The organism is Proteus penneri, from assembly GCF_022369495.1.
In the GTDB taxonomy this organism is placed as follows: domain Bacteria; phylum Pseudomonadota; class Gammaproteobacteria; order Enterobacterales; family Enterobacteriaceae; genus Proteus; species Proteus penneri.
This window is the reverse complement of record NZ_CP059690.1, coordinates 110,725-126,721: the sequence shown is the minus strand read 5'-3', so window position 1 is coordinate 126,721 and position 15,997 is coordinate 110,725. Positions and strand designations below refer to the sequence as shown.

The window sequence follows — 15,997 nt, the reverse complement described above, 5'->3', positions numbered from 1 at the left end:
TAAGTAGACCTTATTATAAAAAATGCAATTTGTCTTTTTTTATACAAAATGTATAAAAACAATAAAATTCCAAATTTAATACATTCGTCAGAATAACTCACTACTCGTTTTTATCATTAAAGGATGAGATAAAGCTAAATAGCTCAAATAAAGTGATATAGCTCACATTAAAAAATCGTTCCCACACCATTTTAAAATAGAATAATTTACCTATTAATCAATATGTTAGAATAAAACACTCCTTACCTATTTTATCTCAGTCAAATCTTTCTACACATTGACCTGATTTTTATTTATCGATAAGTTTAAAAGGCATAGCAGAGCAATATAAAAAACACACCAAGCTAGGCAAACACAATATCACCCAACTGAACACCCATAAATTTACCTACATACTTTGAGCCAAAACGTTCCTTTTGCGCTCTTTTTTTGAGGTGCCCAGTAAACCAAGTAGGAAGCAAAAATGCTCTATCAAAAGACACAGGAAAAAGACAATTGTGGATTTGGGTTGATCGCGCATATTGAAGGACAAGCCAGCCATAAGATTGTCAGAAATGCCATACATGGTCTCGCCAGAATGCAACATCGTGGCGCTATTCTTTCTGATGGCAAAACCGGTGATGGTTGCGGATTACTCTTACAAAAACCAGAGCGTTTTTTCCAATTAGTTGCACAAGAAAAAGGCTGGCGTTTAGCAAAAAATTACGCCGTAGGCATGCTATTTTTAAGCCAAGATCCTAATATTGCCAAACAGTGCCGTCTCATCGTCGAAGAAGAGCTACAACGTGAAACGCTTTCCATTGTTGGCTGGCGCAAAGTTCCTATTAACACTGAGATTTTAGGCAGTATTGCTCTTTCTTCTCTTCCTTTAATCGAACAAGTTTTTATTAACGCACCTGCAGGCTGGCGGATAAGTGATATTGAGAGACGACTGTTTGTTGCTCGTAGACGCATTGAAAAACGCATTACTGACAGTGATTTTTATATTTGCAGTCTTTCTAATTTGGTGACGGTTTATAAAGGCCTCTGTATGGCCATCGATCTACCTCGTTTTTTTACCGATCTTGCTGATCTACGCATGGAATCTTCAATTTGTTTATTCCACCAGCGTTTCTCAACGAATACCACTCCCAAATGGCCACTTGCTCAACCTTTTCGTTATTTAGCGCATAACGGTGAAATTAATACCATCACAGGCAATCGCCAATGGGCGAGAGCGCGTGCCTATAAATTCCATACGCCACTTATTCCTGATCTACAAAGTGCATCCCCTTTTGTGAATGAGAGTGGCTCAGATTCAAGTTCACTCGACAATATGCTAGAGCTTTTTCTCAATGGTGGTATGGATATTGTTCGTGCTATGCGTTTACTCGTTCCTCCTGCATGGCAAAATAATCCACAAATGGATGATGATTTACGGGCATTTTTTGATTTTAACTCAATGCATATGGAGCCTTGGGATGGCCCTGCGGGCATTGTATTATCAGATGGTCGTTATGCTGCATGTACGCTAGATAGAAACGGTTTACGTCCTGCTCGTTACGTTATTACCACAGATAACATCATCACTTGTGCTTCTGAAATTGGTATTTGGGATTATCAGCCTGATGAAGTGCGAGAAAAAGGACGAGTCGGTCCCGGTGAACTGATGGTCATTGATACTCATCAAGGACGCATTTTGCACTCAGCCGAAACTGATGAGGATTTAAAAAGACGCCATCCTTATAAATTGTGGCTAGAACGCAATGTCAAACGCTTAACGCCATTTGAAGAGTTACCAGAACAACAAGCCACAGGGCAACGCGCCTTTGATGACACTTTATTAGCCACTTATCAAAAACAATTTGCCTATAGCCAAGAAGAGCTTGAAAGCATTTTGCATGTGCTTGCAGAGAACGGGCAAGAAGCCACAGGTTCAATGGGCGATGACACCCCATTTGCTGTACTTTCTCAACGCCCTCGCCTGATTTATGACTATTTCAGACAGAAATTTGCGCAAGTCACAAATCCTCCGATAGATTCATTAAGAGAAGCCCATGTCATGTCTTTAGCGACCTGCATTGGACGCGAGATGAATGTGTTTTGCGAAGCGGAAGGTCAAGCACATCGGCTGAGTTTTAAATCACCTATTTTGCTTTATAGCGATTTCCAACAGCTTATTAATCAAGAAAATCCTTATTACCAATCCGTTCATCTTGATATCACGTATCAACCCACAGAAGACAACCTAGAAACAGCATTACGCCAATTATGCGTAACAGCACAACAGGAAGTTCATCGTGGTGCAGTATTACTCGTTTTATCAGATAGAAATATTACTAAAGAGCGACTACCTATTCCTGCGCCTATGGCCGTGGGCGCTGTACAAAAAGCGTTGGTCGATAATAACTTACGCTGTGATGCTAATATTATTGTTGAAACGGCCAGCGCTCGTGATCCCCACCATTTCGCCGTATTGCTCGGATTTGGTGCTACGGCTATTTATCCTTATCTTGCCTATGAATCTTTAGCGCAACGTGTTGATAAAAAAATCCTGCAAGCAAGCTATGCTCAAGTGATGCTGAATTACCGCAACGGCATAAATAAAGGATTGTATAAGATCATGTCCAAAATGGGCATTTCAACCGTTGCCTCTTACCGTTGCTCTCAGCTTTTTGAGGCGGTCGGATTAAACGATAACGTTGTTAACCTCTGTTTTGCTGGTGTTGATAATCGGATTAATGGCGCTGACTTTAGTGATTTTGAACAGGATTTATTTAATCTATCAAAACGAGCCTGGTTAACTCGTTATCCTTTAGAAGCAGGTGGATTATTAAAATATGCACATAAAGGTGAATACCATGCCTACAATCCTGATGTCGTTCAAGCATTACAGAAAGCTGTAAATAGTGGGGAATATACCGACTATCAGCACTATGCAAACCTTGTGCAACAACGCCCAATTACAACATTGCGCGATATGTTAGTGCTTAATAACAAGACAACAGCCATCTCAATTGAAGAAGTCGAACCTGAAACCGAATTATTTAAACGCTTTGATACTGCGGCGATGTCAATCGGCGCATTAAGCCGAGAAGCTCATGAAGCGCTGGCGCAAGCAATGAATACTTTAGGAGGATTTTCAAATTCAGGTGAAGGAGGCGAAGATCCAGCTCGTTACAGTACTAATAAAGTTTCACGTATTAAACAGATCGCCTCTGGTCGATTTGGCGTGACCCCCTCTTATTTAATGAGTGCTGATGTTTTACAAATCAAAGTCGCACAAGGCGCAAAACCCGGTGAAGGCGGACAACTTCCCGGAGATAAAGTGACACCTTATATTGCACAACTACGTTATGCCGTACCCGGTGTGACCTTAATATCGCCGCCACCTCATCACGACATCTACTCCATTGAAGATTTAGCACAACTTATTTTCGACTTAAAACAGATCAATCCAACTGCTCTGATTTCTGTGAAATTGGTTTCAGAGCCCGGTGTAGGCACCATTGCGACTGGTGTTGCCAAAGCTTATGCAGATTTGATCACCATCGCAGGTTATGACGGAGGTACAGGTGCAAGCCCTTTAACTTCCGTAAAATATGCAGGTAGCCCGTGGGAACTTGGCTTAGTTGAAACTCAACAAGCGTTAGTGGCAAACGACCTACGCCATAAAATTCGTTTACAAGTCGATGGTGGATTAAAAACAGGTCTAGATATTATTAAAGCGGCTATTTTAGGTGCAGAGAGTTTTGGATTTGGTACTGGGCCAATGGTGGCACTAGGCTGTAAATATTTGCGTATTTGTCATTTAAATAATTGTGCAATGGGTGTAGCAACCCAAGATGAAACGCTCCGCCGTAACCATTATCACGGATTACCAGAACGCGTTATTAACTACTTCCGTTTTATTGCGCAAGAAACTCGTGAGTTAATGGCATTACTTGGCGTGAGAAAAATTACCGATTTAATCGGTCGAACCGACCTGCTTTCATGCCTAGAAGGCGTTAGCAGTAAACAACAAAAACTCTCTTTAGGTGGATTGTTAGAAACCGCAACGTCACCATCAGGTTATGCACTTTATTGTCAGGAAAACAATAATACTTATGATAAGGGCGAATTAAACCAACGCATTGTTACTCAAACCCTTCAAGCCGTTGAGCAGCAAAAAAGCCAAACCTATTATTTTGATATTCGTAATACTGACCGTTCTGTTGGCGCAACGTTATCTGGCATTATTGCTAAAAAATATGGCGAAAGTGGTTTATCTGCCACCCCGATTAAACTTCATTTTACAGGAACAGCCGGCCAAAGTTTTGGTGTCTGGAATGCTCAAGGCGTTGAATTAACCTTAGTGGGTGATGCTAATGATTATGTTGGTAAAGGCATGGCAGGAGGTCGTATTGTTATTTCCCCGCCTATTGGCTCCGCCTTTAAAAATCACCACGCCACGATTATGGGTAATACCTGCCTTTATGGTGCCACAGGTGGAAAACTTTATGCGTCAGGTTTAGCTGGCGAGCGTTTTGCTGTGAGAAACTCCGGCGCGATAGCTGTAGTTGAAGGTGTTGGCGATAACGGCTGTGAATATATGACTGGCGGTATTGTCTGCGTTCTGGGTAAAACAGGTATTAACTTTGGTGCGGGAATGACGGGTGGATTTGCCTATCTGTTAGATGAAGATTCAACATTATCACAACGGATCAATGCCTCATCTATTGAGTTGCTTCCTGTTGCATCCTTTGCCATTCTCGCTGAACATCTACGTGGCATGATTGCAGAGCATGTAAGATTAACAAGCTCACAGCAAGGTGAAATGTTACTTTCACAGTGGGAATATTGGTCACAACACTTTAAATTAGTTAAGCCCAAATCCAGTGATGTCAATGCGTTACTCGGTCACCCTCGTCGTTCATCCGCTGAATTACGCGTTCAGGCACAATAGGAGAATATTATGAGTCAGAATGTGTATCAGTTTATCGACTTAAATCGTATTGAGCCGACCAAAAAACCATTAGCAATTCGTAAGATTGAGTTTGTTGAAATCTATGAGGCTTTTTCACCACAGCAAGCCTCTGCGCAAGCTGATCGCTGTTTAGGCTGTGGTAATCCATATTGTGAATGGAAATGCCCTGTTCATAATTACATCCCTAACTGGCTAAAGCTTGCAAATGAAGGGCGCATTATTGAAGCTGCTGAGCTTTCTCATCAAACCAACAGTTTGCCTGAAATTTGTGGTCGTGTTTGCCCTCAAGATAGACTTTGTGAAGGAGCCTGTACACTTAATGATGATTTTGGTGCCGTCACAATTGGCAATCTTGAACGTTACATCAATGACACCGCTTTAGCACAAGGATGGCGCCCTGATCTTTCTCACGTCACAATGACCGATAAAAAGGTCGCGATTATCGGCGCAGGCCCTGCGGGCCTTGCCTGTGCAGATGTTCTTATTCGACAAGGTGTAAAACCCGTTGTTTATGATAAGCATCCAGAAATTGGAGGATTACTTACGTTTGGGATCCCCTCTTTTAAACTCGAAAAATCACTGATGATCCGACGTCGCGAATTATTCAGTGAAATGGGTATGGAGTTCTGCCTTAATACGGAAATAGGCAAAGATATCGCCCTTAATACCCTAATCGCACAATATGACGCTGTATTTCTAGGATTGGGCACTTATCACAGTTTGAGCGGGCATTTTCCTAATGAAAATGCTCATGGTGTTTATAGCGCACTACCTTATTTAATTGGTAATACTCGTTATTTAATGGGATATAACGAAGATCCTCAAACACCTTATATTGACCTTAAAGATAAAAATGTTGTGATATTAGGAGGTGGTGATACGGCAATGGACTGTGTGCGTACAGCAATTCGGCAAGGTGCAAATAAAGTGACTTGTGTTTATCGTCGTGATGAAAGCAATATGCCGGGTTCAAAACGCGAAGTAAAAAATGCTAAAGAAGAAGGTGGAGAATTTTTATTTAATCTTCAACCTATAGATATTGAAGTCGATAATCAAAATAAAGTGGTCGGTATTCGTGTTATTAAAACTCAAAGCGATAAAACATTAACACCGATTGAAGGAAGTGAGCACCTGTTATCTGCCGATGCGGTTATTCTGGCATTTGGCTTTAAACCTGCACATTATCCATGGTTAGATGAAAATAATATTGAATATGCATCTTCAGGCAGAATTATTATTTTAGATAATAAAGAAATACCAAATCAAACAACAAACCCTAAAGTGTTTGCTGGAGGTGATATTGTACGAGGCTCTGATCTTGTGGTAACCGCAATAGCAGAAGGAAGAGAGGCTGCCGAAGGCATATTGCGATATTTATCATGTTAAACATTTTTTGTTTTCGCTATTTAAAATAACAATCTCTCCTGTTTATTATCCCATTTAATTTAAGTGGGATAATTTTTCAATACTATCGGTAAAATTAATAAATAGTATTTAAGGATAATACAAATATCAGACAAAAATCATTCTCATTAGCATTTAATATAATGTATAGAATAATATTTTGATAAAAATCGATATTCTTTTTTGTATCAAAATAACACTCCGGATCTATATTAAATATAATTTATTTTCGTATTTTTTACTTTATCTCTTTTTGCTTAACCTTTCCGTCATCTTTTAATAGTCATTGCTTTACAGCATTTGTTAATAACATCACAGTCTAAAAAAATAGATTTTATTTCAGCTATTAAATTTGATAACAATCAAATATTGTCAACCAACCAACTTCATAATGGAGTCACCTAATAACTTTACAGAAAAATATAATTTATTGATGTTAGGTTCGTTTTCATAAAATTGTCATAATTAACTAGGGGATCACTATGGTGATGCAACTTATCGCAGTAGCCGTTATTATCGTAACTGTCTATTTGCTAATAAAAAAATATGAAACCCGAATGGTGCTAATTGGTGCCGGCTTATTACTCTGTATTTTAAGTCTGAGCCCATTAGATGCGTTTACCGCATTTAGCGAGCGCATGGTTTCTTCATCATTAATTCAAGCAATCTGTTCGAGTATGGGTTTTGCTTATGTTATGAAATACACCAAATGTGATATGCATCTGGTGCACGTATTATCAAAAGTAATGACTCGTCTTGGCTTCTTCCTTATTCCAGCTACCGTTGTCGTAACGTATTTTATTAATATCGCGATCCCATCAGCAGCAGGTTGCGCAGCAGCGGTTGGTGCGACACTCATTCCATTATTAATCGCAGCTCGCATTCACCCAGCTATCGCTGGTGGTGCAGTATTATGTGGTACTATCGGCTCAATGCTAAGCCCAGGTATGTCACATAACGCCTTCGTTGCAAACATGGCAAATATGGAAGTGGTTGATTTAATCGCTCGCCATAGCCCATACAGCTTAATGGCGGGTGGTATTGCTGCCGTTTCGCTCGCTGTTGTTGCTCTAGTGAAAAAAGAGTTCAAAATGGCTTCTGTTGCTGGTGATGCATCATCTTCATCGGCACAAGCAACACCAGAAGCTGTTCGCCCTAACTACTTATATGCAACAGCACCTTTTGTCCCATTAATCCTGTTAATTCTGCCATTCTTCGAGTCTTTCAGTACATTTAAACTGTCTGTACCCGCGGCAATGTTAATCGGTTCTATCTATGCGCTGTTCATCACGTTAACTAACCCAGCTCAAATTACGAAAGAGTTCTTTAAAGGTATGGGTAATGCTTATGGTGATGTATTGGGTATCATCATTGCAGCTGCCGTATTCGCAGCAGGTCTGAAAGCATCTGGTTTAATCGACGCGTTCATCAACTTCTTAACGCATTCTCCTGAATTTGCTCGCTGGGGTGGTACTTTAGGGCCATTCTTAATGGGTATTATTACTGGTTCTGGTGATGCGGCAGCATTCGCATTCAACGAAACAGTCACACCACATGCTGCACAATTTGGTTATGAAATTCCTGATATGGGTATGGCTGCTGCATTATCTGGCGCATTAGGTCGTACTATGTCACCACTAGCCGGCGCCGCGATTGTTTGTGCTGGCCTTGCAAATATTAACCCTATGGAAATCGCAAAACGTACTGCACCAGGTATGATTATTGGCGTCATCGCTGTTGCGTTATTCATGTTATAAGTGGAGAAATGAATATGTCAGCTCTTAATCTCGAAAAATTAATTAAATGGCGTCGCGAATTTCACCAATATCCAGAAATTGGTTGGTCTGAATTTCTTACAACAGCAAAGATCGTTAAAGAATTACGTAGCTTAGGTTTAGAAGTTAAAGTTGGCCCTGAAGTTATCAACCAAGAGTTCGCTTTTGGTCGTCGTCGCCAAGTCGTTGAGAAAGGGCTGGCTATTGCAAGAAAACACAATGTTGATGAAGCACTGCTTGATGAGATGAAAGAACTCACAGGCTGTGTGGCTATCTTTGACAGTGGTAAAGCAGGTCCAACAGTAGCACTGCGTTTTGATATCGACTGTGTGGGTGTTAACGAAGCAACTGAAACTGAACACCGTCCTCATGCCGAAAACTTTGCTTCTTGTCACGCGGGTGAGATGCACGCTTGTGGTCACGATGGACATATCTCTATCGGTTTAGGTGTTGCTCACTGGTTAGTTGAGAATAAAGATAAAGTGGTTGGTAAAGTTAAAATTTTATTCCAACCAGCAGAAGAAGGTGTTCGTGGCGCGCGAGCGATGGCTGAAAGTGGTATCGCAGATGATGCAGATTACTTCTTAGGTGCACACTTAGGCTTTATCGCAAACAGTGGTGAAATTGTTATTAACCCAACACATTTCTTATGTACCACTAAATATGACTTCCGTTTTAAAGGTGCGCCATCTCACGCAGGTGCAGAACCAGAATTAGGCCGTAATGCATTAGCAGGCGCTTGCCATGCAGCAACACAAATGCTGGGTATTTCTCGCCACGGTAAAGGAATGTCACGTATCAACATCGGTGTATTAAAAGCCGGTGAAGGTCGTAACGTCACCCCAGCTAATGCTGAAATGCAAATCGAAGTTCGTGGTGAAAACGAAGAGATCAACAGCTTTATGGCAGCAAATGCTGTACGTATGGCTGAAGGTGCAGCACATAGCTTCCAGTTAGAAATGGAAAGTGAAATTATGGGTGAAGCCGTTGACTTAACGAATGACCAAGAATTGATTGATGTAATGACCAAAGTTGTGGGTAAACACTCAGAACTAACAGCCGTTGCAACGCGCCCATTTGGTGGCAGTGAAGATGCAACAGTATTAGCAAAACGTGTACAACGTTGTGGTGGTAAATCACTGTACTTCGTTGTTGGTGCCGATAGAACCGCAGGTCACCATCAAGCAGGCTTTGATTTCGATGAAAAACAATTGATGACAGCTGTTAACCTTTATACTGGCTGTTTAGAAGAACTGCTGAAATAGTTTTTCAGTAATACAATCCAATAAAGCGCTCAATAGCAATATAGGGCGCTTTTTTTGTGCACAAAAAACCCAGCTCACTTGAACTGGGTTTTTCATTAATGCAAATAAGTTAATTTCTTATTTCACAACACGCAATGATGGTCGACCCGTTGGGCGAGGTGGCTCAGGATCATCATCAGGTGACGTGGCATCATCAGAAACAGATTTCTCAGTCACCAATGATAAAACTTCACCAACAGGTGCTTCTGAAGACTCTTGATGTTCCTCTTCAGCAAACTCTAATGATGCACCAGATTCATAAGCAGGCTCTGGCTCAAACATCATTCCCGCACCGTTTTCTCTCGCATAAATAGCCATAACAGCAGCTATAGGCACTCGTACTTTACGAGGTATGCCACCAAAGCTTGCACTAAATAAAACCTGATACGGCGTTAACTCTAAGTCATCTACTGCACGAGATGAAATATTTAGTACAATTTGACCATCGTGCGCATATTCCATCGGAACTTGAACACCAACAACATTCACATCAACAACAAGATGAGGTGTTAAATCGTTTTCAATGATCCAATCATAATGCGCACGTAATAAATGCGGACGACGCGGAGACATATCCATAATCTCCATATTCTATTACCCTCTTGAAGGTAAGCGCATCTCACGCTCTGCTTCAGTTAATGAGGCAAGGAATGAATCGCGCTCAAAAACACGTTGCATATAAATTTGTACATCTTTAGCACCAGCACCGCTTAAATCCACACCGAGCACTGGTAAACGCCATAACAGAGGAGAAAGATAGCAATCTACTAAGCTGAACTCTTCACTCATAAAGTAAGGATATTCTTTAAACACAGGAGATACAGCCAATAGCTCTTCAGCTAACTGTTTACGAGCAGCATTTGCTTGCTGTTCAGTTCCTTTTTCAATGGTATTCATTAAAGAATACCAATCATGCTCAATACGATGCATCATTAAACGGCTGCTACCACGAGCAACAGGATAGACGGGCATTAAAGGAGGATGAGGGAAGCGCTCATCAAGATATTCCATGATGATACGTGAATCATACAGAGTCAGCTCACGATCCACCAAAGTCGGTACACTTTGGTAAGGGTTTAGATCGATAAGATCCTGTGGAAGATTACCAGCTTCAACCTGTTCAATTTCAACACTGACACCTTTCTCCGCTAGGACAATTCTGACCTGATGGCTGAAAATATCAGTCGGACCGGAAAACAAAGTCATTACCGAACGTTTGTTGGCAGCGACAGCCATGAAAACCTCCAAGTTAATCAATTAAAGAAATGAATTAGCACGATGCCTTTTCCATTTCCCCATTCCTAAAAGACAAGCACACAAACGCAGTAGACCTAAATAAACATTTAAGTGATTAACTGCATTGGGTAACTACCTGTAACAGTGTTATCGTGGGATAATCATATTTTACAGGGTTAAAAACTTACCTGTCTTTGCGGCACATATCATTATCAAGTAATACCAAAATAATCATTCAACAATCATTATTGTCATAATAATTTTGGTATGACTTTCAAACTCATCACAGATATTACAATCAACATGCCCATTAGCAACATGATGAAGTTATGGAAAGAAAGACACCAAAGCCCACTATTCTACCAGAATTCATGTTACTTAGGGGGACTAATACAAATAATTCAATACAATATGCTATACTACCCTAAAAGTAAGATTATAATATCAAAAAATAAAATTATTTAGAGGCAAAATCTAAAAAATGGGTTTTTTGATACCATTGTTATCTTACATAAAGCTTGTTTTATGAAAAACAGTACCATGTATTAGCAACATGATGTTTTTATTATTAATAAGTACAAATAAGTCAAAAATAAAAAACCCGCCTGTGAAGACGGGTTTTCAACATCAAATTGATATCTAAAGATAACAAATTAACGTTTAGAGAACTGTGGACGACGACGTGCTTTACGCAGACCCACTTTCTTACGTTCAACAGAACGCGCATCACGGGTTACGAAACCAGCTTTACGCAGATCAGAACGTAGAGTCTCATCATACTCCATCAGTGCACGAGTGATACCGTGACGGATCGCGCCAGCTTGACCAGAAATACCACCACCTTTAACAGTGATGTATAAATCTAATTTACCCAGCATATCAACTAATTCCAGCGGTTGACGAACAACCATACGTGCTGTTTCGCGGCCGAAGTAAACTTCTAGGCTACGTTTGTTGATTACGATATTACCGCTACCTGGCTTAATGAAGACACGTGCGGAAGAACTTTTGCGGCGACCTGTGCCGTAGTATTGATTATCAGCCATTGCCTATTATCCCGATTAAATGTCCAGAACTTGCGGTTGTTGTGCCGCGTGGTTGTGCTCAGATCCTGCGTAAACTTTCAGTTTACGGTACATCGCACGACCCAGAGGCCCTTTTGGCAGCATGCCTTTTACCGCGATTTCGATTACACGCTCAGGACTACGGGCGATCATCTCTTCGAAAGTCGCTTGTTTGATACCACCTACGTGACCAGTATGACGGTAGTAAACTTTGTCAGTACGTTTATGACCAGTTACCGCCACTTTCTCAGCGTTTAAAACGATGATGTAATCACCAGTATCAACGTGCGGAGTGTATTCCGCTTTGTGCTTACCGCGTAAACGGCTAGCAATTTCAGTTGCTAAACGGCCTAAAGTTTTGCCGTCTGCATCAACAACGTACCAGTCGCGTTTTACGGTTTCTGGTTTAGCTGTAAAAGTTTTCATTATTGAAAATTACCCAATGTTTAGTTACACGTTGGTGAACGCTCGGTTCAAATACTATTGAGGTTCACACGACTCTTGTGTCCAGCAAACCTACCCCTTCGAGTAGCACTGCTGACTCTAAAATGCGAGTTTTTTGGGAAATAAAAAACTTGCTGCAACGTGGGGTCGCAAGATTATAGAGAAGTCAGAAAAAAAAATCGAGTCATAATTGAAAAACAATTGAATTCTTTTTCAATATTTCAGCGAAAAAAACGAATTTAGCACTTTTTTCTGATTTGACTGATAAATTCTTGCTACCTGAAGAGAAGAATTGTTCCTTTCCAGAGCGCTTGTAAGTTACCTAATGCTTTCTATTTTCATAGAAAAAAACATCAAGCAACTTAACCTGCGTCATCCTACCATAACGAAAGATGACTTTCTTCAAGAATTAAAAATTAAGCGAGATGAGGTTGTACTAAATATTCTTCACTTTGCATCTCTTGTAAACGTGATAAGCAACGTTGATATTCAAACTGTAAAAAATCACCTTGGTAAATCACATTCATTTCAACATCGGCATTAATAATCAGTTTCACTCTACGTTCATAAAATTCATCAACTAATGCTAAAAATCGGCGCGCAACATCTTCATTTAACGCGTTCATTTGTGTCATTTCATGTAATAAAACTGTATGATAATGCTTAGAAAGTTCGATGTAATCGAGCTGGCTACGCGCTTCCACACATAAGGTTGCAAAATTAACTGCCAGCACACCATTAGCGACTTTTCTGACTTTCATCGGCCGATGATTAATGGTTAAAGTCACATCGGTTTGTGGTTCACTGGTGACGAGGTGAGAAAAAACCCTCTCCATTTCCTGACGATTTTTATCGTTAAGTGGAGATAAAAAAAGATGCGCTTGTGTTAACGTTCTTAAACGATAATCAATACCTGCATCAACATTTAAAATGTCACAATGGTGTTTGATCTGTTCTATTGCAGGTAAAAAACGAGAACGTTGCAATCCATTACGATAAAGCTCGTCAGGTGGAATATTTGATGTTGCTACTAACGTGATACCTCTGGCAAATAACGCTTCAAGCAAAGTACCTAAAATCATTGCATCAGTAATATCAGAAACGAAAAACTCATCAAAACAGAGCACATCGGTTTGCGCTTTAAATCCATCGGCAATAATTTCTAGCGGATTTTCATGACCTTGTAAGTTTTTCAGCTCTTCTTGAACACGTAACATAAAGCGATGGAAGTGTAAGCGAAGCTTTCGTTCTGTCGGCAGACTTTGATAAAACATATCCATCAACCATGTTTTACCTCGACCTACACCGCCCCACATATATAACCCACGTTCTGGTGCAACAATCTGTTTTTTTTTGCGAATTCGCCCGAATAATCGTTGTGTTAGCGAATTTTTTTCTGGTGGAGTCTCTTTTAATAATGCATGGTATATCTGTTGAAGATGGAGAACAGTTTTTCGCTGAACATCATCAGGTTGATAATCACCTTGCTTCAATGCGGCTTCATAAAGTGATAACGGCGTACTAACAGTCATGAATGCCCTCTTATCCTTAATTTTCTGACATACTGATTTGTGTCTGTCGAATGGCTCTATTATAAGCATTAAGAATTGTTTTAACATCAACGTAACACAGGAATTTCATATTAAGCTTAAGGATATTATTCCACCCATGCCTTTTAGCGGTTATGATGTTATAAAAATCCATCGTCCTCACTATTAGATGAAAAGGAGTTGCCATGGTTTGGGTTTATGCACTGATTGGATTAGTTGTAGGTCTTATTATCGGCGCACTCGCAATGCGTTACGGTAACAGCACCCTTCGCCAACAAGATGCTATAAAAGCAGAGTTAGATACAAAAAAAGAAGAACTTGATACTTATCGCAATGAGCTTGTCAGCCACTTTGCTAGAAGCGCTGAACTATTAGATAACATGGCGAAAGATTACCGTCAGCTTTATCAACATATGGCAAAAAGCTCTAATGAGCTCATGCCTGATATGCCTGAGCAAGAAAATCCATTTAACTACCGATTAAGTGAATCTGAAGCTGCAAATGATCAATCCCCAATAAAAATGCCACCTCGTGATTACTCCGAAGGGGCATCTGGATTGTTCAGACCTACAGAGAAAAAAGACAGTTAATCTTAAAACGCCACATTTTGTGGCGTTTTTTCTTTCTAATAAACATCACAAAATGACAATTATTTGCTATGGTTTTAAAGATAGCTTTTGTCTTGTAAATCCGTGTAAAAGGAAGAAAAGCACATCATGTCTTAATGAACTTTCCTCTGTCAGTACAGGTCTTAGTGACATCGTGCTCATTTTGAGCAACAACTTTTATTTTGATAACTGTATCAAGAGACTCTAATTCATGTTGACTAAAAAAAGAAAATTATTACTTAGTGCATTAGCAATGAGTATCGGACTTTCACTCTCTACTATTCCAGCAACCAGTATGGCCGCGTTGCCTGCGGTTATGCCATCAGGTGAACAGCTACCAAGCCTTGCACCAATGTTAGAAAAAGTGTTACCTGCTGTTGTCAGTGTGCACGTTTCAGGAACACGAGTGCAAAGCCAGCAAGTCCCTGAAGAGTTCAAATTCTTCTTTGGTCCAAATTTTCCATCACAACAACAAAGTATTCGCCCTTTTGAAGGCTTAGGTTCTGGTGTCATTATTGATGCACAAAAAGGCTACGTATTAACAAACAACCACGTTGTTGATGGTGCAGATAAAATCCAACTACAAATTAATGATGGGCGTGAATTTAATGCAAAATTAATTGGTAGCGATCCACAAACAGATATCGCATTACTGCAAATTGAAAAACCAACTAATTTAACTGCAATTAAAATGGCAGACTCGGACCAGCTACGTGTTGGTGACTTTGCAGTTGCAGTGGGTAACCCATTTGGTTTAGGCCAAACAGCAACGTCTGGCATTATCTCCGCATTAGGCCGTAGCGGTTTAAATCTGGAAGGTTTAGAGAACTTTATCCAAACCGATGCATCTATTAACCGTGGTAACTCTGGTGGTGCGCTCGTGAACTTAAATGGTGAGTTAATCGGAATTAACACCGCTATTTTAGCTCCGGGTGGTGGCAACATCGGTATCGGCTTCGCCATCCCAAGTAATATGGCGCGTGATCTTAGCCAACAACTGATTTCTCATGGTGAAGTTAAACGTGGCATCTTAGGTATTCGTGGTACAGAAATGAATTCTGATCTGGCGAAATCCTTTAATATTGATGCACAACGCGGTGCTTTTGTCAGCGAAGTTTTACCTGATTCATCCGCCTCAAAAGCAGGCATTAAACCGGGTGACGTTTTAATTTCAGTTGATGGTAAACGAATCAATAGCTTTGCTGAGTTAAGAGCTAAAGTGGGTACAACACCTCCGGGTAAAGAAATTCTGATTGGCTTAATCCGTCAAGGTAAACCAATGGATGTTAAAGTGACATTAGAGAAACAATCCGCTGATGCAACACGAGCAGATAACTTCTCTCCTGCACTACAAGGTGCCACATTAAGTAACTATGTGAATAAACAAGTGAAAGCTGTTGCTGTCGATTCGGTAGAAAAAGATTCTGCAGCAGCCGCATTTGGTTTACAGAAAGGCGATCTTATTATTGGCATCAATAATACACCAATTACATCACTAGGCGACTTACGCAAAGCCATTGATGCTAAACCGCCTGTTCTTGCACTGAATATTCAACGTGGTAATGAAGAAATTTATCTGCTATTACGTAATGCACCGCGCTAAGAAGTAAGCTTTAAAACTATCTAATTTATTGATTTCCTTAGCCCTATAATTTCCATTATAGGGC

The 15,997-nt window shown here is 40.3% G+C and carries 11 protein-coding genes; 6 read left to right on the top strand and 5 right to left on the bottom strand.

Translation table 11 applies throughout. The features are described 5' to 3' along the window. Positions 1–463 precede the first annotated feature (463 nt). The 4 genes from gltB (at position 464) to H1225_RS00580 (ending at position 9,389) form a co-directional block, all read left to right on the top strand. The gene (gene gltB / locus H1225_RS00595; protein ID WP_161727609.1) at positions 464–4,924 is read left to right on the top strand and encodes a glutamate synthase large subunit; all 4,461 of its coding nucleotides are present in this window, start codon (positions 464–466) and stop codon (positions 4,922–4,924) included. Between the two features lie 9 nt (positions 4,925–4,933). Further along, positions 4,934–6,331, top strand: a complete 1,398-nt coding sequence (locus H1225_RS00590; protein ID WP_115065069.1) for an FAD-dependent oxidoreductase — start codon at positions 4,934–4,936, stop codon at positions 6,329–6,331. 500 nt (positions 6,332–6,831) lie between these two features. Beyond that, a complete protein-coding gene (gene dcuC, locus H1225_RS00585) occupies positions 6,832–8,106 on the top strand; it encodes a C4-dicarboxylate transporter DcuC (protein WP_006535321.1) in 1,275 nt (424 codons plus the stop codon). Between the two features lie 14 nt (positions 8,107–8,120). Further along, entirely contained in the window at positions 8,121–9,389 is a 1,269-nt protein-coding gene (locus H1225_RS00580; RefSeq protein ID WP_072063760.1) for an amidohydrolase, read from the top strand. Between the two features lie 117 nt (positions 9,390–9,506). Here the strand turns inward: H1225_RS00580 and sspB are convergent, their stop codons facing one another. The 5 genes from sspB to zapE all read right to left on the bottom strand — a co-directional run bounded on the left by sspB (position 9,507) and on the right by zapE (position 13,704). Further along, entirely contained in the window at positions 9,507–10,016 is a 510-nt protein-coding gene (sspB, locus tag H1225_RS00575) for a ClpXP protease specificity-enhancing factor (protein WP_006535323.1), read from the bottom strand. A 6-nt stretch (positions 10,017–10,022) separates the two neighbouring features. Further along, positions 10,023–10,664: a stringent starvation protein SspA gene (sspA, locus tag H1225_RS00570; RefSeq protein WP_072063762.1), complete on the bottom strand. Its 642-nt coding sequence runs from the start codon at positions 10,662–10,664 to the stop codon at positions 10,023–10,025. Between the two features lie 653 nt (positions 10,665–11,317). Then, positions 11,318–11,710: a 30S ribosomal protein S9 gene (gene rpsI, locus H1225_RS00565; protein ID WP_004245284.1), complete on the bottom strand. Its 393-nt coding sequence runs from the start codon at positions 11,708–11,710 to the stop codon at positions 11,318–11,320. Between the two features lie 15 nt (positions 11,711–11,725). Further along, complete coding sequence (rplM, locus tag H1225_RS00560; RefSeq protein WP_006535327.1) at positions 11,726–12,154, bottom strand: 50S ribosomal protein L13; 429 nt, start codon at positions 12,152–12,154, stop codon at positions 11,726–11,728. 434 nt (positions 12,155–12,588) lie between these two features. Further along, positions 12,589–13,704: a cell division protein ZapE gene (zapE, locus tag H1225_RS00555; protein ID WP_072063763.1), complete on the bottom strand. Its 1,116-nt coding sequence runs from the start codon at positions 13,702–13,704 to the stop codon at positions 12,589–12,591. 203 nt (positions 13,705–13,907) lie between these two features. On the opposite strand from zapE, the gene zapG reads away from it, so the two are divergent. Both zapG and degQ read left to right on the top strand, forming a co-directional pair. Further along, the gene (zapG, locus tag H1225_RS00550; protein ID WP_072063764.1) at positions 13,908–14,312 is read left to right on the top strand and encodes a Z-ring associated protein ZapG; all 405 of its coding nucleotides are present in this window, start codon (positions 13,908–13,910) and stop codon (positions 14,310–14,312) included. 229 nt (positions 14,313–14,541) lie between these two features. Then, positions 14,542–15,933 carry a serine endoprotease DegQ gene (degQ, locus tag H1225_RS00545; RefSeq protein WP_109399356.1) on the top strand — a complete coding sequence of 464 codons (1,392 nt, stop codon included), beginning with the start codon at positions 14,542–14,544 and terminating at the stop codon, positions 15,931–15,933. Positions 15,934–15,997 lie beyond the last annotated feature (64 nt).